The organism is Desulforamulus profundi (assembly GCF_002607855.1).
Genome location: NZ_AWQQ01000027.1, coordinates 77,630 through 98,830, shown reverse-complemented (window position 1 = coordinate 98,830; position 21,201 = coordinate 77,630). Strand labels below are relative to the sequence as shown.

Genomic DNA, 21,201 nt, shown 5'->3' with positions numbered 1-21,201 from the left:
TCCAATATTCACCTCGGGGGTGCTACATGAAAAAGTTGAAAAACAAAACCAAAAATAAGAACGACGATAAGCAAACTATTCTTTGTTATTGAACAAGGTAACGAGGACTGAACCACTCATTACGGTCTGGCTCTCATAGGTGCKTTACTGGCTAACACCAAGTTAAAAACACGCCTAAACAAAACAATGGCTACTGAGCAAAARAATCCCCATATCTCTATATGGAGCGTTGCTATTGCCTACATTGGCTTGKTGTGCCAGRGTAAGAGTGACTTTGACCATATAGAACCGTTCCGAGAAGATAAWTTTTTCTCCATCTCATTACAGGAGTTATGCAGTATCAGGAAAATAGTTCCAACTCCATAACCCCAGTTTCAAATATTGCGGCCAGAATTTATCAATAAGACTTGAAAAACGCTCGGTTGCCGTGTCAAAATAGACTTGGATCAACTGCTCACAGCAGCGGATCCGACAGCTGGCGTTGAAAAAGTACCTTACCAYTTYGMWKWGGGAWSKKGCATGATTAACCAGRCCRCWAATGTAGGCAAAAGCTAGAAGCCAGGCYGGAGTCCCGGAGTGYTTGCGTATTCCGGACTGGGAAAACAGCAGAGACAGGTCAAACAAATCCCAGATTGACTTAAGGACCGGTATTCCGGCACCTTGACCATGATCCTTTTTCTCGAAAGTCGGTTTACATAGTTCCTTCATTCGTATCACCCATATCACCAGAGTGATGGTAGAAAGTACCATCCAAAGCGATTATGGGGGACTTCCAGAAATGTCAAGTCTTTTTGCCAGTTATCAGAGTCTTTTTAAAAAAAACTTTTTGGGGTTATGAATTTCCATTTATTCCCATCAAGTGCATAACTCCTGTTATTAACGGAAAAAAAGATTATTCAGAGCAATGAGGATCAAAACTAAGACAAGAGAGATCTACCGGCACAGACATGGAGGGATCAGATTGGGTTACTCTCTCTGGCGTAAAGTGATTGCCAGTTTACTATGCATTTTTCTGCTAACCATTGGACCCCCGGCCCAGGCAGCCGGGACGGAGGATGCCGTCCGGGCGGAAAGGGTTGTATTGGTCCTGATTGACAAAATAAACGTTCAGGATTACGAAGGCACCCAATTAGCCAACATAAAAGCTTTAGCCAACCGGGGTTCCACGGGGCTGCTGAACAATAATACCGGCGCCGGCATTTATTCGGAACATACCTATCCCACCATTGGCGGCGGAGCCCACCTGATTGGTGCCGGGGAAGCCTTCAATGGTTTTAATGCTTATGAACAAGTTACGGGCACTTCGGCCGCTAAGGAATACCATCGCCGGACCGGCTGGCAGGCCCCGGAGGGGTCCGTCCTTCAGTTGGCCATTGGCAAGTTGACCCGTACCAATGAAGCCCTGCCTTACCCTGCGATACCCGGCGCCCTGGGCCAGGCCCTGCAGGAAGCGGGAAGGAAAACCGCAGTCATCGGCAACGCCGACACCGCCGGGATTCACAGAAGGTTGGCCACCACCATCACCATGGATAAACAGGGTTTGACGGCTATGGGATGTGTAGATGAAACAGTCCTGCTGCAGGACCAGGCCGTTCTTGGTTCCTATCGCACCAATTTTGCCAGGGTATTAAAAAAGTTTAACGAATACCGGCATAACGGCGCATCTTTTATTGTTATTGAAACAGGAGATGCCACCAGAATCTATGAAGAAAAGGACAAAGGCACCGATTTCACCTATGCCAGGCAAAGGGCCGATGTCCTTAGTGGGATCGACAGGTTTGTGGGTGATTTAGCAGATGAAATGGATTTTTCCAGGGAAGTTTTGCTGGTGGTTACCCCCACCCCTACAACTGAGGCGGTCAAGGAAAATAACAGTTTAACTCCCATCATTGCCGTGGGGCCGGGTTTTCAACCGGGCTCCCTGTTAACCTCCGGCACCACAAAGAGGGACGGCATTGTCATGAACACCGATATCGCTCCCACCGTTCTCAGATACCTGGGGTTGGAGCCGGTGGTTAGCATGTCGGGACGCCCACTCCTGGTGTCCGGTTTAAAGTTACAGGAAACCGGCTTAAATTATCTGAGCACTTTAAACAAGCAGCTGGTTACAACCTACCAGGCCAGACCTCCGCTGCAGTCAGCCTATGTTTTGCTGCAGCTGATTGTGTTGTTTACGGCCATGTACGGCATCTTCTTCAGGCGGCATATGGCGGAGCTTATCAAACCTTTCCTGCTGGTGGTTATGGCGGTTCCCCTGGCCGAACTCTTAATGCCGCTGTTACCCCGGCATTCGGTGGCAGTGATGGCCGTCATGCTCGTTATCACCACTCTGGTGGTTGCGGGTGCGGCGATCCTAGTTAACAGAAAGCTGGGATTAGATCCCTTTATCTTTATCTGCATCGCCAGTGCGGGAACCATTTTAACCGACCTCCTAAATGCGTCTTATTTACAGAAACAGTCCCTGTTGGGGTATGACCCCATTGTGGGGGCCAGGTTCTATGGCATCGGCAATGAGTACATGGGGGTCTTAATTGGTTCCATCATCATTGGCACCACCGCTCCATTCAATACTGGGCCAAATGGCGCCGGCCACTTATTGCAGCCAGCGGTTTGCTGTTCCTTTTTACCGTGTATGCCATGGCAGCGCCCAACATCGGGACCAATGTGGGGGGCACCATCGCGGCCGCCTCTGCCCTGCTGGTGACATTTCTTTTGCTGATGGGCGTTCGTTTCCGGTTCCGCACCGTCATGCTGGTAGCCTTGCTGGTGGTGGTGGCGGTCCTTGGTTTTATCGCCTTTGATCTTTCCAGGCCGCCGGATTTGCGTTCACACATGGGAACACTGCGTCCCTCGTCTTAAATGCAGGACCCGGCCAGGCATTGGAGATCATCCAGCGGAAATGGGCCATGAATATGAAACTGCTGCGCTATACCGTCTGGAGCAGGATACTGCTGGCCAGCCTGGCGGTCCTGGCCCTATTGTTTTACCGGCCCAGGGGTGTAATGGAAAATATCCGGTTAAAATACCCTTACCTGTTTAAAGGTTTTATCGGGGTGGTTACCGGCGCCCTGGTTGCTTTCGCCTTTAACGATTCCGGTGTTGTGGCTGCGGCCACCACCATGATTTTTGGCGCCCCGCCGCTGGTTTACCTGGTGTTATCGGAACAAAGGCCGGACAACAAGCATACCATTTAGTAAAACCTGCTTTCGGTTAAAGAACTTCCTTAAGTAATTTTTGATGAACAGGCATGACCCTGGGATACTATAATAATTGAATATAGGGGTGCAGGAGTGAGAAAAACCCTTAAATTGTGGCAGAATATTTAGTTAAATTCATAAATCACGTGAATAAAGTTGCAAATAAATATATTCGCCAATTAGAGGCAAAATTTGCGTAAAATTTTATTGACAAGGAAAAAGTTTATGCTAAAATTGATTTTGGTTGGAATTAGCCAGCCCGGAAAAAATGGTAAATGGGCTTGTTAGTTCCAACATTTTATTAATTAAAGGAGGAGGATAACTATAATGAAACCTTTGGGCCGCCATGTCTTGGCTGAAATCTATGGCTGTGATTTTGAAGTCCTCAATGATGTGAAGAAGGTTGAGGAAATTATGGTTAACGCAGCACTGGAAACGGGGGCTGAGGTCCGCTAAGTCGTATTCCACAAGTTTAGCCCACAGGGTGTTAGTGGCGTTGTAGTCATCAGTGAAAGCCACCTTGCCATTCATACATGGCCTGAATTAGGCTATGCTGCGGTCGATGTATTCACCTGCGGGGATACAGTGAATCCCTGGGATGCATGCAACTTCTTAACCAGAGAATTTGGTGCTAAGGATATGGCTGCTCAGGAGACTAAGAGAGGAATCCTGCCTGGAATGGCGCCGCGTATGGTGGCCGTAAACTCATAGGAGGGATATTTATTAGTACCAAGAGTAGTAGGAACTGACGAGCCTGGCTCATCGGAAAGATGGAGCGAGGCTCGTTAGTTTTTTTGTGCCTTTTTTCAGGCCCTGAAGGGAGGAAATTTGTTAAGCTTAACGAAATAATAATAAGTTAACCGCCAAAAAGGGGGCTTTTTGATGTCAGGCGACGTTTTTGCAAGCATCAGAGAAGATATTCAGATTATTCATAATACGATTAAAAGTCAGTTATCTATTAAAGCCGGGCATGTAGATGAGTATGCGCATGTGGAATTTTCCCCGATGGAAAATTTTATTCGCCCAGCGGTGGTTTTGATTGCGGCCGGATTATACAACTGCAGGTCTCCTAAGGTGATTTCCCTTGGTGCCATTGTGCAGTTTATTTTTATGGCTTCCCATATTCATAAGCAGATACCGGAAACCTCCGTCCAGTCTCGCCTGGGGGACCCCCGGGACGGCACCCAATTTCCTGTCCTGGTGGGGGATTACCTTTACGGCAAATTTTTTACCACCCTCTGTGATGCTGAACTTTTGCGCTTCCTGCGCCCCCTGGCCGAAATCATTGGCTTTATGCATGAGGGCGGCATCCTGCACAAAAAAAGCCTGCACAAGTTAGAAGACAATAACCAACTGGTTAATGACATAGTACGATTGGAAACAGCGGAATTAATGGCCGGCGCCGCCCGTTTGGCGGGGGACCTGGCCGGGGCTCCGGAAGAAGACCGGGAATCCCTTTACGAGTTTGGGGTAAATCTGGGTATGGTGTACGGTCTCCTGCAAAGGAACCGTTTAAACGTTCAGAGTATGAAATACTTCGATCAAGCCTTAATGGCTCTGGACAAGTTGCCCAACCGTCCGGAAAAAGCCATGTTGAATTATCTTGTGCATGCTTTGCGTTTAACGGAAGAGGACGTTCGTAAGGTCGTGTAAAGAAGGGAGAACTACCGTCTTGCAGCAGTACAACGGGAAAAGCAAAGAAGAGTTTGTGCACGGGGTGTTTTCCACCATCGCACACCGCTACGATCTGATGAATACCACCCTGAGCTTTAACAGGGACAAATACTGGAGACGTTTTGCCGTATCGCAAACCGGTTTGCAGCCAGGAGGGACCGCCCTGGATGTAGCCTGCGGCACGGGCATGTTGTCCATTGAGCTGGCCAAGGCCGCAGGGACCTCCGGCCGGGTGACCGGGCTGGATTTTTGCGAGAACATGTTGGCCCAGGCTGTTCGCAACATTGAAAAAACACCTTATAAAAATAACATTGAGCTAATCCAGGGCAACGCCATGGCCTTGCCCTTTGCGGATAATACCTTTGATTGTGCCACCATCGGTTTTGCTTTGAGAAACGTTCCTGATGTAGAAGGCTGTATCGCAGAAATGAGGCGGGTGGTAAAGCCGGGGGGAAGGGTGGTTTCCCTGGAACTGGCCAAACCCAGAGCTCCGGTCTTTAAGCAGCTTTACTACCTGTACTTTGAACAACTGGTACCCCTGCTGGGGAAATTGGGCGTGGGGAAGGACGGCCCGTACCAGTGGCTGCCCAATTCGCTGAAAATTTTCCCTCACCAGTCCGCAATCAAAGACATCTTCACCAAAGTGGGGCTCAAAGACGCCGTCTATCACGAGCTCACCGGCGGCATTGTGGCCGTTCACGTTGGCATCAAGTGAGAAGAGAGATGTGGGAAGTGAGAAATTTTTCATTTAAGGTCCAAAAAAGTCCCTCTATAAATATTCAGTCTAGGGATGGTGCATAGAACGTGGCGTATCAGGACTTAAGAGATTACTTGAAAACCCTTGAAAACAAAGGCTTATTGAAGAGAATTAAAACTGAGGTCAGTGTGGACCTGGAAATTACTGAAATTACGGACCGGATTTGCAAAATGGGCGGCCCTGCACTGCTGTTTGAAAATGTGAAGGGCTACCCGATGCCGGTGGTCACCAACCTGATGGGGTCCCTGGAACATATGAAAACGGCCCTGCAGGTGAAAGAACTGGACGACATCGGCAGGGAAATGATGGAATTTCTGCAGCCGCCCGAACTTCCCACCAGCTTCATGGACAAGCTGAAAGCTTTGCCCAAGCTGGCACAGCTTTCTTCCTTTATACCGAAAACCGTCCGTACTGGCCCTTGCAAGGAAGTGGTTGTCAGGGACAAGCCTTCTCTGGCTTCGCTGCCGGTTCTCAAGTGCTGGCCCCTGGACGGTGGCCCCTTTATTACATTGCCCCTGGTGTTTACCAAAGACCCGGACACCGGCCGGAGAAATGTCGGCATGTACCGCATGCAGGTTTATGATGAAGTAACCACCGGCATGCACTGGCACAAGCATAAAGATGGCGCCGAAAACCACCGCAAACAAAAGCAAAAAAAGCAGCGCCTGGAAGTGGCTGTGGCCCTGGGGACCGACCCGGCCTGTATTTTCTCTGCCATTGCGCCGATGCCGCCGGGCATTGATGAAATGCTGCTGGCCGGCTTTATCCGCAAGGAACCGGTGGAAATGGTCAAATGTGAAACCGTTGACATCGAAGTGCCGGCCCGGGCTGAAATTATTCTGGAGGGCTATGTGGACCATGAGGAAACCCGCTGGGAGGGTCCCTTTGGCGACCACACCGGCTATTATTCCCTGGCGGACTACTACCCGGTCTTTCACTTAACCTGCATTACTCATCGCAGGGACCCCATTTACCCGGCCACCATCGTAGGCAAACCACCCATTGAAGATAACTTTATCGGCAAGGCCATCGAGAGAACCTTTTTGCCCCTGCTGCGGCTGCAGCTGCCCGAAGTGGTGGACATGAACATGCCGCCGGAGGGCGTTTTCCACAACTGTGTCATTGTTTCGATAAAAAAGCGTTATCCCGGTCATGCCAAAAAAGTTATGAATGCCCTGTGGGGGATGGGTCAGATGATGTTTGCCAAGCTGATCATCGTAGTGGATGACCATGTGGATGTCCAGAATCCCTCTGAAGTGGCCTGGCGGGTTTTCAACAACATTGACGCCCGGCGGGATGTCATGATTGTGGACGGACCCCTGGATGCCCTGGACCATTCCTCTCCCATGCCCTACTACGGCGCCAAGATGGGCATTGATGCAACCAGGAAATGGCCCGCCGAAGGACATACCCGGGAGTGGCCCGGTGACATCGTGATGAGTGAAGACATCAAGTCCCTGGTGGACAGGAAGTGGAAAAGCTATGGCTTCTAAATTTAGGGTCTTTCTCGAAATGATTAAGTTTGAACATACCATTTTTGCTTTACCCTTTGCCTACATCGGGGCGCTGCTGACCGAACAGCAGATTCCCTCGCTGCATGATTTCCTCTGGATCACCCTGGCCATGGTGGGCGCGCGGACGGCGGCCATGTCCTTTAACCGGCTGGTGGACCGGCATATTGATGCCAAAAACCCTCGCACGGCGGCCAGAGCGCTGCCTAGGGGCCTGCTGGGAGTGACCGAGGTATGGGTTTACGTGTTTGTATCCTTCGGCCTGCTGGCCGTGTCTGCCTATAATCTGAGCCCCCTGGCTTTTAAACTGTTCCCGGTGGCGGTCTTTGCCCTTAGTTTTTATTCATTTACCAAGCGATTTACCTGGACCTGTCATTTTTGGTGCGGCATCGCCCTGGGGTTGGCTCCCCTGGGAGCCTGGGTGGCCATCACCGGCAGCTTTCACCCGGCCCCGGTCCTGCTGGGGGTGGGTGTCTTGCTCTGGGTAGCGGGTTTTGACATCATTTACGCCTGTGATGACTTCAACTTTGACCGGCGGGAGGGCATTTTTTCCATTCCGGCCCGGTTTGGCATTAAGAATGCCCTGAAAATTTCAACCCTTGTGCATGTTTTAGCCCCCCTCTGTTTCCTGGGGGTAGGCGTTATGCTACATTTAGGTTTGTTTTATTTTATTGGTGTTGCCATTGCCACCGGCCTGCTGGTCTACCAGCATATTCTGGTTACACCCGAAGACCTTTCAAAAACCGGACTTGCCTTCTTTAATTTAAACGGAACCCTGAGTGTCGTGATGTTTGCCTGCACAATGGCAGACATTTTGCTTCCTTTGAAGGTGTTTTAGGAGGCCTCCCTAGCAACCAGCCGCAGCAACCTGGCTGGCAAAGAAAGGAGAAAACCATGGATTATCTTTTTGCAAACAGTCAATTGCGAGATATCAAGGCAAAGGTAGAAGCCGGAGAAAGGCTGTGCAGAGAGGACGGCTTGCGTCTTTATCAATCCAATGAATTATTGGCCATCGGTTACCTGGCGGACATCGTGAGAAAACGCAAGAACGATGATAAAACCTTTTTTATCGTAAACCGGCATATCAATCATACCAATGTTTGTGAGAATCTTTGCAAACTATGTGCCTTTGGCAGGAAAGCAGAAGATGCAGCAGCCTATACCTTGTCCCTTGACGAAGTGGAAGCAAAGGCAAAAGAGAGTCATGGATTAAAGGTTTCTGAAATACATATAGTAGGAGGCCTAAATCCAGAGCTTAAAATCGATTATTATGTGGAAATGCTGCAGCGTGTCCGTGCTGCAGCGCCCGGGGCAATCATTAAGGCCTTTACCGCTGTAGAGATTGACTATTTAGCCAGAACCCATAACCTGTCCCTGGAACAGGTATTCAAAACGTTAATGGATGCGGGGTTGGATTCTTTGCCCGGAGGTGGGGCAGAGATTTTTGCTCAACGGGTACGGGACATCATTTGTGAGAAAAAGATCAGCGGGGAACGCTGGCTGGAGGTTCATGAAGCAGCCCATCGTGTTGGAATGAGAACCAACGCCACCATGCTTTACGGGCATGTGGAGACAATCGAGGAGAGAATTGATCATCTGCTTCAATTACGGGAATTACAGGATAAGACCGGTGGCTTTTTAGCATTTATCCCGCTGGCCTTCCATCCTAAAAATACCGCTTTGGCATCTCACAAGTTGTCGTTGACCACCGGCTACGATGACTTAAAAACCCTGGCCATCGCAAGACTGATGCTGGACAACTTTGATCATATCAAGGCCTTCTGGGTCATGATTGGTCCAAAGATTGCCCAGGTATCTTTGTCCTTTGGGGTAGACGATTTGGATGGCACCGTTATTGAGGAAAAAATTGTCCATGATGCCGGGGCGGAAACCGCTCAATTTATGGCTAAAAATAAATTAATCAACTTGATTAAGGCTGCAGGTAAGCGACCCGTTGAACGAGACACCCTGTACAATGTAATTGGGGAGGGTTTTTAGTGGCCAGAATACGGTTTGGGCAGGTGGATTACCTGAACACGCTACCGGTCTTCCATGCTTTGGAGGATGGCATTCTGCCCTTTGATGGTGAGCTGGTCAAAGGACCACCCACCATGTTGAATAAAATGTTTTTGGACGGTCAACTAAACGTAGCCTCGATATCCTCGATTGAATATGCCAGAAATATTGATAAATGCATGATTCTGCCTAACTTATCGGTCAGTGCCGACGGGCCGGTCAAGAGTATTCTTTTATTCAGTCATGTACCTGTCACCGAACTGGACCGAAAAAAAGTCTGTCTGACCTCTTCTTCCGCCACCTCCGTGGCTTTATTAAAGGTGCTCTTTGACCACTATTATCACGTGGATGCCAATCTTGTTACCGTACCGCCGGATCTGGAGAAAATGATGGCAGAAGGAGATGCCGCTTTGTTGATTGGCGATGATGCCATGCGGGCCCACCGGAGGGTCCTGCAGGATCAGCTGCCTTATCACGTGACGGATCTGGGTGACGTTTGGAAGCAGTTTACCGGCGAAAAAATGGTTTATGCCCTGTGGGTGATCCGCAAGGATTTTGCCAAAGAGCATCCCAAAGATGTTCAGGCCCTTTGCAACCTGCTGGTTGAAGCAAAGCAGATTTCTCAGGACACCATGGCCGTACTGTTGAAAAAAGCAGGCGCCGCACCGGTTTACCCATGGATTATCTCGAGGACTATTTTAAAACCATTAACAATGAATTTGAAGAGGACCACCGCAGCGCCCTTTTAACTTTCTATGATTACTGTTACAAAAGCGGCCTGATTGAGGAACGGGTGCGTTTGTCTTTTTGGGGTGAAGAAGATGTCTAAGGTGAAAGAAATACTGGCAAAGGCTGTGGCAGGTCAAAGGCTGAGTGTGGAAGAGGGCGTTGCCCTCTTAAATTCTTCTGATCTGATTGCTTTGGGGGCGGCAGCAGACGCTGTCCGGCAAAGATTGCACCCGGAAAACCGGGTAACCTTTATCATTGACCGTAATATTAACTATACCAACATTTGCGGCTGCAAATGCCGTTTCTGCGCCTTCTGGCGGGAACCGGGCGCCGGGGATGCCTATGTGATCACCCGGGAAGAGTTATATCAAAAAATTGACGAGACTGTTGCCGCCGGGGGAACGGAGCTGCTGATTCAGGGTGGGCTGCACCCTGATTTGGGATTGGACTATTATGTCGGGCTGCTGAAAGACATCAAGGAACGATACGACATTCACATCCATTCCTTCTCGCCCCCGGAAATCTGGCATATCGCCAGAAAAGAAGGTCTTTCACTGCGGGAGGTTTTGCAGAAGCTTAAGGATGCCGGTTTAGACTCACTGCCGGGCGGCGGCGCTGAAATCCTGGACAACCGGGTGCGTAAGGCCATCAGCCCGGAAAAGATCACCTGGGAAGAATGGATGGAGGTCATGACCACCGCCCATGGTCTGGGGATGAAAACCACCGCCACCATGATGTTCGGGCATATTGAAACGGCAGAAGAACGCATTCTCCACCTGGTCCGGGTCAGAGAGGCCCAGGAGAAAACCGGCGGGTTTACGGCCTTTATTCCCTGGAGTTTCCAACCCAGGAATACAGACCTGGGAGGGGAAACCGCCTCCGGGGTGGAGTACCTGAAGACCCTGGCGGTGGCCCGGCTGATGCTGGATAACGTGAAGAACCTGCAGGCTTCCTGGGTGACCCAGGGGGCCAAGCTCGCCCAGGTGGCGCTGCGTTTTGGCGCCAACGATTTCGGCAGCACCATGCTGGAGGAAAATGTGGTGCGGGCCGCCGGGGTTACCTACCGGGTGGCTCTGAAGGAGATCCTCCACTGCATCCGTGATGCCGGATTTAGACCGGCCCAGAGGACAACGGATTATAGGATTATCAGGGAAATGTAAAACAAAAGAAGTGAGATGTTTGCCCCATCTCACTTCTTAAATCCACCTCCCAGGGGGTGGCTTTTGTTATCCCAGGTTTTTAAAAGCGCTGCCGTTGGTGCCGCAGATGGGGCACTTCTCTGGGGCTGTGCGCTCGTGAATGTAGCCGCACACGGGACAGAGATAGTAGTCGATGTCTTCCTTCTTCTCCAGGGCCTCTAAGGCTTTCTTATACAGGTCGGCGTGCACCTTTTCGGCTTCATTGGCATAATGGAAGGCGCGCTTGGCTTGTTCATTGCCTTCTGTTTCTGCTGTCTCGATAAAGCCGGGGTACATCTGGGTAAATTCATAGGTTTCCCCGTCAATGGCTGCCTGCAGGTTTTCAGCGGTGGATTTAATGCCACCCAGGGCTTTCAATTCACTCAGGGCATGCAGGGCTTCCGCTTCGGCGGCGGCTCTGAATAACTTGGCGACGGCAGGATAGCCTTCCTGGTCAGCCTTGGCGGCAAAGGCAAGATATTTGCGGTTGGCCTGGGATTCCCCGGCAAAAGCGGCTTTCAGATTGTTTTCGCTGGTCATTGAAAAATCCTCCTTACTTATCTTATTTGTTTTTTTATGCCTGTTAAGACAGTTAATAGTATAGTATTACCAAATTATATGCGCAAGAACCTGGCACAAGAGTTAAGATTGTTGTAAGGAATCGGAAAACAATTTGTTATTTCCCATTTATGCAACACCAGTTATAATAAAACAATAGACAAAATACATTTTGACAGGGTGATGATAAAAGATGAAGATTTCAACACTGTACCAGCAGAAAAAAACAGTTATTTCCTTTGAGATATTTCCTCCCAAAAGCACCGCCCCCGTGGAGACAATTTACGCAACCCTGGAGGCTTAATTAAATTAAACCCGGATTTTATCAGTGTTACCTACGGTGCCGGCGGGAGCAGCCGGGACAGGACCAAAGAAATTGCATCCAGGATTAAAAACAGGTACCAGGTAGAGGCCCTGGCCCATTTGACCTGTGTGGGACACTCCTGCGGAGAAATTGATCAAATTTTAAAGGGCCTGCAGGAAGAAAACATCGAGAACGTGCTGGCGCTGCGGGGCGACCCGCCGGCAGACAACCCGGATTATGATTTTTCCGGTTGTGACTTTCAATATGCCTCCGATCTTGTCAAATATATCAAAAACAACGGCGATACCTGTGTAGCCGCGGCTGCTTACCCCGAAGGCCATGCCTGCTGCAATCGTTTGAGCGAGGACTTGGAACGGTTAAAATTTAAGGTGGATCAAGGGGTAGATTTTTTAATTACCCAGTTATTCTTTGACAACAGAGTTTTTTATAACTTTATGGAAAATGCCCGTAGAATCGGCATCCAATGTCCGGTAGCTGCCGGTGTCCTGCCTGTGTTGAACGCCAAGCAGATTAAGCGGATTATTTCCTTGTGCGGGGCTTCCATGCCGGCCAAACTTCTGATGATGGTGGATAAATACGTAGACAACAGTGAGGATATGGAAAAAGCCGGCATTGAATTCGCCAGCCGGCAAGTCCAGGATTTACTTGATAACGGTGTGGAAGGCATTCACCTGTACACCATGAATAAACCCCAGCAGATTACCGAAATACTAAGAAATGTGGGCAAAGCCTAAAATAACCCCAATACCGCACCCCAAAGTGCGGTATTTGCTTAATACTATTTCAAGTCAAGAACCGTCCCCAACTTGAAAAGGGATAGCGTTGAGGTTTAATTATGCAGAATATGAGAATTGCCCTGGTCCAAATGAAATCAAAATTGGGGCAGGTGGAAAAAAACCTGGCCACCATGCAGCGATTTGTACGGGAGGCCGCGGAAAAAGCGGTGGATATCATCTGTTTTCCCGAAATGTGTGTACAAGGTTATGACCGGGAAGCGGCCTGGGAGCTTGCGGAAGACATTGCCACGAGTCAGTTCATTGCTTCCCTGGTGCAAATGGCCAGGGAAGGTAATATAACGCTGATTACAGGTATGGCAGAAAGGAATCATGAAGAAAAGAAGCCCTTCATAACCCAAGTGGTAGTGCATCCTGACAGCACGGTGGAAAAATATCGCAAAACTCACCTAGGAAAAAGCGAACAGCCATATTTTTGTGCAGGGGATGAATTTAAGGTTTTTTCAACCCCCAAGGCGAAATTCGGCATTCAAATCTGCTGGGATATGCATTTTCCGGAAATGACGACCATTCTGTCCCTGAAGGGATGCGAAATTATCTTTGCTCCCCATGCCTCTCCCTCCATTGTGGGTGACCGCAGAGACATCTGGTTGAAGTACCTGCCGGCCAGGCTTATGATAACACCGTCTTTATCGGGGCCTGCAATCTGGTGGGGGACGATGGCCGGGGACATCATTTTTGCGGGGGAGCTCTGATCATTGACCCTAAAGGCAATGTCATAGCGGAGGATTTCCGGGGAGCAGAGTCGATGGTGATGGCGGATTTAGACTGCACCAAAATTAACATGATCAGGGAACAGAATTCCAAATCCATGGCAAACAGTTTTTATTTGCAGGCCAGAAGACCGGAACTGTATAAAGAATTGGTAGGAAAACCAAAAAATCAAGCACGGATTCATTAAACCATGATTAAATTTTGTGATTTAATACGAAATAAACATTGATTTTTTATCGATTTTTTTAATATACTGAAAACTAACAATACTCGGACAAACTTATGCAATCTATGTGGTCAGACCATCATAATACTTGACTACTTTACCGGATGCTTTTATAATATTGCATTAATTGGTTAACAATTTAAAATATTTAGTTCCGTTTTCCCTAAGACTTCTTATCTCCGGCTTGACATTAGGGGGTATAGCTGTCCAGTGCGGCTTGTTCTCCTGCATAATTATACATTTGCTTGCAATAAACTGAAGATACCGAATGTTAAAGAAAAGATATCAATAATATCAGAAGAAATCGTTCAACTTTATGACAACCAATAAAATTTTTGGCTCCAACATGGTTACACCAGTAAGCCAGGAGGCTGTTAAACCTGTTGGCCAAAAGAACAAATCAGGGAGGTGGAGATGAACGAAACATTAAGGGATTTAGGCGTTTTTTATTATCGTGATTTCACCACTGTTTTGTATCTTTTTGTATTGTTTGTTTTTATTATTTTGCTTTTTACTTGATTCCTTACTTGCAGTCTACAACATTGAGCAAAGGAGACGAAATTATGGAATGGACACAAGTCATTAACCCGTTAGATAACTTGTTCCTGTCTGCCCTGGTGGCAGCTATTCCGATCTTATTTATGTTTTATGCCCTGGCCATTGCCAGGATGAAGGGTCATATAGCAGGTAGTATTACCTTACTTCTGGCCATTGGTGTTGCTGTCTTTGTGCACGGGATGCCCGCCAATTTGGCAGTTTGGTCCTCCATTTACGGTGCCTTGTACGGATTGTTTCCCATTGGTTGGATTGTTCTTACCGCAGTATTCCTTTACCAGTTAACTGTTAAAAGCGGTCAGTTTGAAATCATTAAGGACTCCATTGCAGCCATTACCGATGACCGCCGCCTGCAGGCCCTGTTAATCGCCTTCTGCTTTGGTGCGTTCCTGGAAGGCGCCGCCGGATTTGGTACCCCTGTGGCCATCACCGCCGGTATGCTGGTGGGCTTGGGCTTCAACCCCCTGTATGCTGCCGGTCTCTGCTTAATCGCGAACACCGCGCCGGTTGCCTTTGGCGGTATCGGTATCCCTATCATCACCGCCGGTGCGGTTTCCGGCATTGATGCCATGGCCATCTCCCAAATGGTTGGTCGCCAGTTACCCTTCCTGTCCGTATTTGTACCCTTCTGGTTGGTATTTATCATGGCAGGCTGGAAAGGCGCCAAGGAAGTTATGCCCGCTATCATGGTATGCGGTGTGTCCTTCGCAGTTGCCCAGTGGTTCTCGGCCAATTACCTGAGCCCCATGCTACCCGATATTATCTCCGCCCTGGTATCCATCGTAGCTATGGTACTCTTTTTAAGAACCTGGAAACCTAAAAATGTGTGGCGTTTTAAAGATGAGCCGCCAGCTACTCTGCAAGTCAAGAAGCATTCCTTTGGTGTAATCGCCAAGGCCTGGTCTCCCTTTATCGTTCTGACCATTCTGATCGGTGACTGGGGCCTTAAGTCCGTAAAGACTCTGTTGGATGTTGTCACCATCAAGATTCCTTTTGATGCCATTAACAAAGTGATTATTGCCGGCGGAAAACCCATTGAAGTGGTTTACAAGTTCAACTACCTGTCTGCTGCCGGTACTGCCATCCTAATTTCTGCCATCATTACCGCCTTAATCCTGAAGATCAGCTTCGGTGATTTTATGAAGACCTTCAGGGAAACCGTGAAAAGCCTGACTTTCCCGCTCATTACCATTGCCTGCGTATTAGGCTTTGCATATGTAGCAAACTGGTCTGGTATGACACCTACACTGGGTAAAGCATTTACCGTAACCGGAGCCCTGTTCCCGTTAGTTTCTCCAATCCTTGGCTGGCTGGGCGTGTTTATAACCGGTTCTGACACCTCTGCCAACGCGCTGTTCGGTAAAATGCAGGCCGTTACCGCTACCGATATCGGGGTGGATCCTGTGCTGACAGTGGCTGCCAACACTTCCGGCGGGGTTGCGGCCAAGATGATTTCTCCCCAGTCCATCGCTGTTGCCACCGCTGCATGCAACCTGGTAGGCAAAGAAGGCGACCTGTTCCGCTTCACCGTACTGCACAGCTTGTTCTTTACATCCATCGTTTGCGTCATCACCTACCTGCAGGCCTATGTATTCACCTGGATGATTCCCGTTTATGAAACCACCAAGCAAGCTGCAGCCAAGTTGTCTCCGGAAGCCGTTGCCGCCGCTGAGGCCGCCCTGCGCAGCCAGGGAGCCCTGATTATGGCTGCTACCGCCGTGGTTGTGCTGGCGATCGCCGTTTATGCTTACAAACAAGTAGGCGACGGCAAGTTTGGCAAAGACAGCGCCAAAATCAGCGTTCACTAAAAGTTAAGTAAGAAAGTTATGGGATCCATGATTCCATAACTTTCTTCCGAAAAACTGGTTTTTCATGTGTTTTTATTCCATACTATAAGGATATAGAAAAGTCATTAAGCAAAATGCACACCTGGAGTGTTGCCTGTGGACTTTAAACCAATTAAAGCAAAAAAAATCTATGAAGAGATCGTCGACCAGATCAAAGGTATGATTGCCCGGGGCGAGCTTAATCCAGGCGACAAACTCATTCCGGAACGTGAACTGGCCGAACGTATGGGAGTAGGACGTTCGGCGGTACGCGAGGCCTACCGTGCCTTGGAAGCCATAGGTATCATTGAAATCAAACCGGGTGAGGGAACCTTCGTCCGAAAAATAGGTAACAAGCCTATGACAGATATTATGTCGCTGGCGGTTTTGACCGGTAAGGACACTCTTTTTGAGCTTCTGGAATTAAGAAAAATTGTTGAAACAGAAGCAGCTGCCCTGGCCGCCGTCAGGCGAACGGACGAGGATTTAAAGGAAATAAAAAACTGGCTTGAGCAGATGAACCAGGACATCGAGAACGCTAATCTGGGCGATCTGTCTGATTTAAAATTTCATTATGCGATCACAGATGCTGCACATAATTCATTGCTGACAAGGCTGATGAATTCGATCTCGGAAACCATGAAACAGGAAATGAAAACCGCCCGGGAAAACCTGTACCTGACTCCCGGGACTCCCAGCAGGTTGTATGAACAGCATAAAGTGATTTATGAGGCCATTGCCAGAGGTGATGAGATCGCCGCCCGGTCTGCAATGTTAAAGCATCTGTCAAGAACGGAAAAAGAACTAAAAGAAAAATTGATTCTATCCAACCTTTCATAATAAAATCCGGCTTCGGCCGGATTTTGTTTTTTCCGAAATATCTTTGGTTTGAGTCTCTGTTTTGTGCTACAATATTTACAGTTATTAATTATTTGGATTTTTATTAAAGTAAGATAAAATTTATTCTATAAACAGTCAGCTTGGAGTGTTTATTGTGGACTTTAAACCAATCAAACCCAAAAAATATACGAAGAGATTGTTGAACAAATTAAAGAAATGATCGTGCGGGGTGAACTGAACCCGGGCGACAAGCTGATTCCTGAAAGAGAGCTGGCAGACCGGCTGCAAGTTGGTCGCTCCGCTGTTCGGGAGGCTTACCGCACCCTGGAAGCCATTGGCATTATCGACATAAGACCCGGCGAGGGGACCTTTGTGCGGGAGATCGGCACAAAATCCATGACAGATATCATGTCCCTGGCGGTGCTAACGGGGAAAGATACGCTGTTTGAACTTTTGGAGCTGAGAAAAATTATTGAAACAGAGGCGTCCTCGTTGGCGGCCTTGCGTCGGACAAAGGAAGATCTGAACAATATGAAATACTGGTTGGACAAAATGAACGAGGACATCAATAGAGGCAGCCTGGGGGATTTGTCCGACTTGAAGTTTCATTATGCCATAACCGACGCGGCCCATAATTCCCTGCTGATGAGATTGATGAACTCCATCTCTGAAACCATGATAAAGGAAATGAAGAATGTTCGGGAGAAATTATACCTTACCCCGGGAACGCCAAAACGTCTTTATGAACAGCATGTAATTATTTACCAAGCAATTTTAAACGGGGATGAAAAAGAGGCCAGAGACGCCATGATGAATCATTTGATTAACGTGGAAAAAGGCCTGATTCAAAATATGAGTAGACCGGTATCGTAATAAAACTCACCCGCCCAGCCCGAGCTGGGTTTCTTGCTTTTTAGGCATTTTATGCCATATAATGAGTGGAGAACGTGAGTACGGAGGAACAAAATGAGGTCTGTAATTGACAAATCGTTGCTTAGGGAACTGCCAAAAGTTGATGAAATCATGAAACACCACAGGATTGCCCGGTTACTGGAAATACACCCGAGGCCGGTGGTGGTTGACGGGGTCAGGGGGGCCCTCGATTTTTATCGAAAAGCTATTTTAAACGGGCATTATACCGGGAACCCTGAAGAACTTAATGAACTGGTGCTTGAAAAGTCATTGGCCCTGGTAGCAGCGGAAACCAGGTTTAATTTGCGCAGGGTGATCAATGCCACCGGCGTGGTGCTGCATACCAACCTGGGACGGGCGCTGCTTTCCAAATCAGCCCGCCATGCTGTTGACGCCGTAACCTCTGCCTACTGCAATTTGGAGATCAATCTTGACACAGGAAAACGGGGGTCCCGGTATGAGCCAGTGGAAGAACTGCTCACACGGCTGACCGGCGCCGAAGCGGCCCTGGTGGTAAATAACAATGCGTCGGCGGTGCTGCTGGCCCTGGGAACCCTGGCCAGGGGCAAAGAAGTCATTGTGTCCCGGGGGCAACTGGTGGAAATCGGAGGCTCCTTCAGAATTCCGGAAGTGATGGAGCAAAGCGGCGCCACATTGGTGGAGGTAGGGGCCACCAATAAAACCCACCCGGCGGACTACCGCAAAGGCATTACGGAGAATACAGCGTTATTGCTTCATGTCCATACCAGCAACTATCGCATTGTGGGTTTCACCCGGGAGACCTCTGTTGAAGAACTTGTGGAAATCGGCAGGGAGTCCGGTATCCCGGTCATGTCCGATTTGGGCAGTGGTTTTTTGGTGGACCTGGCCCGGTATGGTTTGCCCAAGGAACCCAGTGTGCAGGAAACCGTAGCCGCCGGAGCGGATGTTGTGACCTTTTCCGGTGACAAACTGTTGGGCGGTCCCCAGGCGGGAATTATCGTCGGAAAACGCCAATATATAGAAAAAATGAAGAAGAATCCCCTCACCCGTGCTGTCCGTATCAACAAATTTACCGTGGCGGCCCTGGAAGCCACCCTCAGGGAATATTTCGATCATGATAACGTTCTGAACAAGATTCCCACCCTGAGAATGCTGACAGAATCCACAGACGTCATCTTGCAAAGGGCGGGGGAGTTGGCTGCCAAGCTTAAATCAAAACTTACCGCCGGCGTGGAGGTCAAGATTGTCCAGGGGTCATCCCAGGTGGGCGGGGGGTCCATGCCGACGGCAGAATTGCCCACCTATTTAGTTTCCTGTGTAACGGAAAGCCTGTCGGTGGACGAGCTTGCCATTCAACTGCGCGGGGCGGAACCTGCGGTGGTGGCCCGGGTGCAGGACGGCCAATATCAGCTGGATTTACGGACAGTTCAAGCGGAAGAAGTGGACCTGCTGGCGGAAGTGATGGCCGGCGTACTAAATTCTGCGGAGGTGTCCCGGTTATGAAACATATTGTTATCGGTACAGCAGGGCACGTGGACCACGGCAAAACCCTGCTGATCAAGACCTTAACCGGCACCGACACAGACCGGTTAAAGGAGGAGAAAAAGAGAGGCATTTCCATTGAACTGGGGTTTGCACAGTTAAAACTGCCCAGCGGCAAGCAGGCAGGTATTGTGGATGTGCCTGGGCATGAACGGTTTATCAAAAATATGCTGGCCGGGGTAGGGGGCATTGACCTGGTTTTGCTGGTCATTGCCGCCGATGAGGCGTGATGCCCCAGACCCGTGAACATGTGGACATTATTCAATTGCTCCAGGTAAAGAGGGGGATTGTGGTCTTAACCAAGGTGGACCTGGTGGATGAAGAATGGCTGGGGTTGGTCACCGAGGAGCTAAAGGAATTCCTGAAGGGTACAGTCCTCGGCCAGGCCCCGGTGATTCCGGTATCCTCCGTCACCGGGCAGGGAATCCCCCAGTTGCTGCAGTTGATTGACAAATTCGTCGATGACACTGAAGAGAAAGTCAGTACCGGGAAATTAAGGTTACCAGTAGACAGGGTGTTTTCCGTTACCGGCTTTGGGACAGTGGTTACAGGTACCCTTTTGGCAGGCCGGATTACGGTGGGAGACACTGTACAAGTTATGCCCAACAATTTGGTGTCCCGGGTGCGCTCTGTCCAGGTGCACGGCAGAAAAGTGGAGCAGGCCCGGGCAGGACAGCGTACCGCGGTGAATTTGACGGGGTTGGAAGTGGAGGAAGTAAAAAGGGGCAGTGTCCTGGTCACCCCCAACAGCGTAGAGCCGTCGCACCGGATGGATGTACGGTTCCTGCTGCTGGAGAGCGCCCCCAAAGTCCTGAAAAATAGGGCCAGGGTAAGGCTGTATCTGGGCACCGATGAGGTCCTGGGCAGGATCAGGCTGCTGGACAGGGAGGAATTGGAGCCGGGACAGGAAGTCTATGCCCAGTTGGAGTTGGAGGGAGAAGCCGTTGCCGGTAAGGGCGACAGGTTTGTCATCCGCTCCTATTCTCCCATGCGGACTATCGGGGGAGGCACTGTCATTGATGCCAATGCGCCCAAACACAAACGTTTCCGACCCGAGGTGCTGGAGGCGCTGGCCACCAAAGAAATGGGGACCCCCGAAGAATTAATCGACCAGTTCCTGACCGGCAAGCAGGGGTTGTTTACCGCTGAGGAATTGATGTCTGCCACCGGGTTGCCGGCTCCGGATGTCAGCGCCGGTTTGCAAAAGCTGACCGCAGAGGAACAAATTAAAGTCATTCCGGCGGATAAGAAGGACCTGTTTGTATCGATGTCGGTCTATCGCACCTGGGGCCAGGAAATGAGAAGCATGTTGGAAAGCTACCAGCGGGAATATCCCCTGAGGGAGGGGTATCCCAAGGAGGAGTTGCGTTCCAGAAGGTTTTCCTTCGTTACCCATAAGAATTTCCAGCATCTCTTACAGGCTTTCGAGACCGACGGCGTGGTTAAACTCCATGACAAAACCCTGGCCGGCCCCGACTTTACCGGAGAACTGTCCGCCGGGCATAAGAGACTGGTTGACTCCATGATTAATACCATTCAGGAGGGTCATTTTCAACCCCCTTCCTGGAGTGAAGTGGTGAAAAATCATAAATTGAAGGACAGCGAAGCACAGGAGTACCTGCAGTTTCTGTTGCGGACAGGCAAATTGGTAAAGCTGGGCGATGATGAACTTTATTTTTCCGCCGAACGGTACCGGCAGGCCAGGCAAATGATTATTGATTTTCTGAAAGAAAACAAGGAAATCTCGGTGGCCCAAACCAGAGATTTACTCAACACTTCCCGCAAATTCACCCTACCCTTGCTGGAATCATTTGACCGTGAAAGGATCACCCGCCGGGTAGGGGATAACCGTGTTCTAATATAGG

At 49.4% G+C, this 21,201-nt stretch carries 15 protein-coding genes and 6 pseudogenes; 20 read left to right on the top strand and 1 reads right to left on the bottom strand.

Annotated features, from left to right (window positions below):
• Positions 1-26: 26 nt before the first annotated feature.
• The 12 genes and pseudogenes from P378_RS04315 to mqnC form a co-directional block, all read left to right on the top strand.
• A pseudogene (locus P378_RS04315) lies at positions 27-324 on the top strand (IS1380 family transposase); the annotation flags it as partial.
• A gap of 637 nt (positions 325-961) precedes the next feature.
• Positions 962-2,704: a hypothetical protein gene (locus P378_RS04305; RefSeq protein WP_238472869.1), complete on the top strand. Its 1,743-nt coding sequence runs from the start codon at positions 962-964 to the stop codon at positions 2,702-2,704.
• The gene (locus P378_RS20930; protein WP_238472868.1) at positions 2,665-2,859 is read left to right on the top strand and encodes a hypothetical protein; all 195 of its coding nucleotides are present in this window, start codon (positions 2,665-2,667) and stop codon (positions 2,857-2,859) included. Before P378_RS04305 ends, P378_RS20930 begins: the two co-directional genes overlap by 40 nt.
• Before the next feature lie 47 nt (positions 2,860-2,906).
• Positions 2,907-3,194 carry a hypothetical protein gene (locus P378_RS20925; protein ID WP_238472867.1) on the top strand — a complete coding sequence of 96 codons (288 nt, stop codon included), beginning with the start codon at positions 2,907-2,909 and terminating at the stop codon, positions 3,192-3,194.
• A gap of 330 nt (positions 3,195-3,524) precedes the next feature.
• Positions 3,525-3,908 (top strand): annotated as a pseudogene (gene speD, locus P378_RS04300) (adenosylmethionine decarboxylase).
• A 171-nt stretch (positions 3,909-4,079) separates the two neighbouring features.
• Positions 4,080-4,850 (top strand): polyprenyl synthetase family protein, encoded by a 771-nt coding sequence (locus P378_RS04295; RefSeq protein ID WP_099082387.1) that lies wholly within the window; start codon positions 4,080-4,082, stop codon positions 4,848-4,850.
• A 19-nt stretch (positions 4,851-4,869) separates the two neighbouring features.
• Positions 4,870-5,586, top strand: coding sequence for a demethylmenaquinone methyltransferase (locus P378_RS04290; RefSeq protein ID WP_099082386.1), 717 nt, complete (start codon positions 4,870-4,872; stop codon positions 5,584-5,586).
• Positions 5,587-5,675: 89 nt separating this feature from the next.
• Positions 5,676-7,121: a menaquinone biosynthesis decarboxylase gene (locus tag P378_RS04285; protein ID WP_099082385.1), complete on the top strand. Its 1,446-nt coding sequence runs from the start codon at positions 5,676-5,678 to the stop codon at positions 7,119-7,121.
• Positions 7,111-7,977, top strand: coding sequence for a UbiA-like polyprenyltransferase (locus tag P378_RS04280; protein ID WP_099082384.1), 867 nt, complete (start codon positions 7,111-7,113; stop codon positions 7,975-7,977). The genes P378_RS04285 and P378_RS04280 overlap by 11 nt, the downstream gene beginning before the upstream one ends.
• Positions 7,978-8,033: 56 nt before the next feature.
• A complete protein-coding gene (gene mqnE / locus P378_RS04275) occupies positions 8,034-9,137 on the top strand; it encodes an aminofutalosine synthase MqnE (protein ID WP_099082383.1) in 1,104 nt (367 codons plus the stop codon).
• A pseudogene (locus P378_RS04270) lies at positions 9,137-9,984 on the top strand (menaquinone biosynthetic enzyme MqnA/MqnD family protein). The gene mqnE and the pseudogene P378_RS04270 overlap by 1 nt, the downstream one beginning before the upstream one ends.
• Positions 9,977-11,044, top strand: a complete 1,068-nt coding sequence (gene mqnC / locus P378_RS04265; RefSeq protein ID WP_180260982.1) for a cyclic dehypoxanthinyl futalosine synthase — start codon at positions 9,977-9,979, stop codon at positions 11,042-11,044. Before P378_RS04270 ends, mqnC begins: the two are co-directional and overlap by 8 nt.
• 66 nt (positions 11,045-11,110) lie before the next feature.
• On the opposite strand, the gene P378_RS04260 is transcribed toward mqnC, so the two are convergent.
• The gene (locus P378_RS04260; RefSeq protein ID WP_099082381.1) at positions 11,111-11,602 is read right to left on the bottom strand and encodes a rubrerythrin family protein; all 492 of its coding nucleotides are present in this window, start codon (positions 11,600-11,602) and stop codon (positions 11,111-11,113) included.
• Between the two features lie 211 nt (positions 11,603-11,813).
• On the opposite strand from P378_RS04260, the pseudogene metF reads away from it, so the two are divergent.
• The 8 genes and pseudogenes from metF (at position 11,814) to selB (ending at position 21,200) form a co-directional block, all read left to right on the top strand.
• Positions 11,814-12,679 (top strand): annotated as a pseudogene (gene metF, locus P378_RS04255) (methylenetetrahydrofolate reductase [NAD(P)H]).
• Between the two features lie 101 nt (positions 12,680-12,780).
• Complete coding sequence (locus P378_RS04250; protein WP_338013828.1) at positions 12,781-13,434, top strand: nitrilase-related carbon-nitrogen hydrolase; 654 nt, start codon at positions 12,781-12,783, stop codon at positions 13,432-13,434.
• Positions 13,389-13,640 carry a carbon-nitrogen hydrolase family protein gene (locus P378_RS23390; protein ID WP_338013827.1) on the top strand — a complete coding sequence of 84 codons (252 nt, stop codon included), beginning with the start codon at positions 13,389-13,391 and terminating at the stop codon, positions 13,638-13,640. The genes P378_RS04250 and P378_RS23390 overlap by 46 nt, the downstream gene beginning before the upstream one ends.
• Before the next feature lie 602 nt (positions 13,641-14,242).
• Entirely contained in the window at positions 14,243-16,042 is a 1,800-nt protein-coding gene (locus P378_RS04245) for an L-lactate permease (protein WP_099082380.1), read from the top strand.
• Between the two features lie 135 nt (positions 16,043-16,177).
• On the top strand, positions 16,178-16,900 hold the full coding sequence (locus P378_RS04240; RefSeq protein ID WP_099082379.1) for a FadR/GntR family transcriptional regulator: 723 nt from the start codon (positions 16,178-16,180) through the stop codon (positions 16,898-16,900).
• 154 nt (positions 16,901-17,054) lie between these two features.
• Positions 17,055-17,773, top strand: a pseudogene (locus P378_RS04235) (FadR/GntR family transcriptional regulator).
• Between the two features lie 93 nt (positions 17,774-17,866).
• A complete protein-coding gene (gene selA, locus P378_RS04230) occupies positions 17,867-19,297 on the top strand; it encodes an L-seryl-tRNA(Sec) selenium transferase (RefSeq protein WP_099082378.1) in 1,431 nt (476 codons plus the stop codon).
• A pseudogene (selB, locus tag P378_RS04225) lies at positions 19,294-21,200 on the top strand (selenocysteine-specific translation elongation factor). The gene selA and the pseudogene selB overlap by 4 nt, the downstream one beginning before the upstream one ends.
• The last annotated feature ends 1 nt before the right edge of the window (position 21,201 follow it).

Coding starts and splice junctions, on each gene's coding strand:
- P378_RS04295 (WP_099082387.1), top strand. CDS start 4,080: ATGTCAGGCGACGTTTTTGCAAGCATCAGAGAAGATATTCAGATTATT.
- P378_RS04260 (WP_099082381.1), bottom strand. CDS start 11,602: ATGACCAGCGAAAACAATCTGAAAGCCGCTTTTGCCGGGGAATCCCAG.
- P378_RS04280 (WP_099082384.1), top strand. CDS start 7,111: ATGGCTTCTAAATTTAGGGTCTTTCTCGAAATGATTAAGTTTGAACAT.
- selA (WP_099082378.1), top strand. CDS start 17,867: ATGAGGTCTGTAATTGACAAATCGTTGCTTAGGGAACTGCCAAAAGTT.
- P378_RS04250 (WP_338013828.1), top strand. CDS start 12,781: ATGCAGAATATGAGAATTGCCCTGGTCCAAATGAAATCAAAATTGGGG.
- P378_RS20925 (WP_238472867.1), top strand. CDS start 2,907: ATGAATATGAAACTGCTGCGCTATACCGTCTGGAGCAGGATACTGCTG.
- mqnE (WP_099082383.1), top strand. CDS start 8,034: ATGGATTATCTTTTTGCAAACAGTCAATTGCGAGATATCAAGGCAAAG.
- mqnC (WP_180260982.1), top strand. CDS start 9,977: ATGTCTAAGGTGAAAGAAATACTGGCAAAGGCTGTGGCAGGTCAAAGG.
- P378_RS04245 (WP_099082380.1), top strand. CDS start 14,243: ATGGAATGGACACAAGTCATTAACCCGTTAGATAACTTGTTCCTGTCT.